The following is a 529-nucleotide window of genomic DNA, read 5'->3' as shown; positions in this document are numbered from 1 at the left end:
CCCATCACATACTGGACCAATCCACGAAAACCAACGGCATAGCCTTTTCCCCCGGTCAGGTCTGACAAGGTATCCATCTTGGACTCGCCAGAATAGACTACGACTCTGGCCGCTTTCCGGCGCTGCCAGCCATGGAGAGCGAAGCGAAGGCTGGTAGACCCCAGTAGCCGCGAGGCCGCACTGTTTTCCCGGCGTGCCTTGCGCCAGAGGGAAAACAAAGTAGGCCTCCGAACGCGGCGTCCAGTCATATGGGAGCCAAGTACGGAGCAGCAACGAGCTTGCGAAGTTGTTGCGCAGTGCTGGGTGACCAGGACGGCTGGGGCACCAATAGGTTGTCAAAGGCCGAGTCGATTTTGGGGACTGGGATGTCCCAAAATCTATCATGAGGTCGAAGACACGCTTGCCAACACCCTCGAATGTATGAAGGCTCTTGGCCAGCAGCAACGCCCCAATGTTCAGAATGGCATAACCCGTATCAGACTGCTGCACCAGGCGTTCAGCCAGAAGTCGTTCCAATACACCGCTCTGT

The 529-nt window shown here is 56.9% G+C and carries 1 protein-coding gene; it reads right to left on the bottom strand.

Annotation, left to right across the window (positions count from 1 at the left end; translation table 11 throughout):
• On the bottom strand, positions 1–516 hold a 516-nt coding region (locus ACOCD2_RS25835; protein ID WP_419625544.1), incomplete at its 3' end, for a hypothetical protein.
• Positions 517–529: the final 13 nt, after the last annotated feature.

This window comes from Thiolapillus sp. (genome assembly GCF_048562965.1).
Lineage (GTDB): Bacteria > Pseudomonadota > Gammaproteobacteria > Chromatiales > Chromatiaceae > Thiolapillus > Thiolapillus brandeum_A.
The sequence above is the reverse complement of the archived record's forward strand: the minus strand, read 5'-3'. Positions and strand labels throughout refer to the sequence as shown.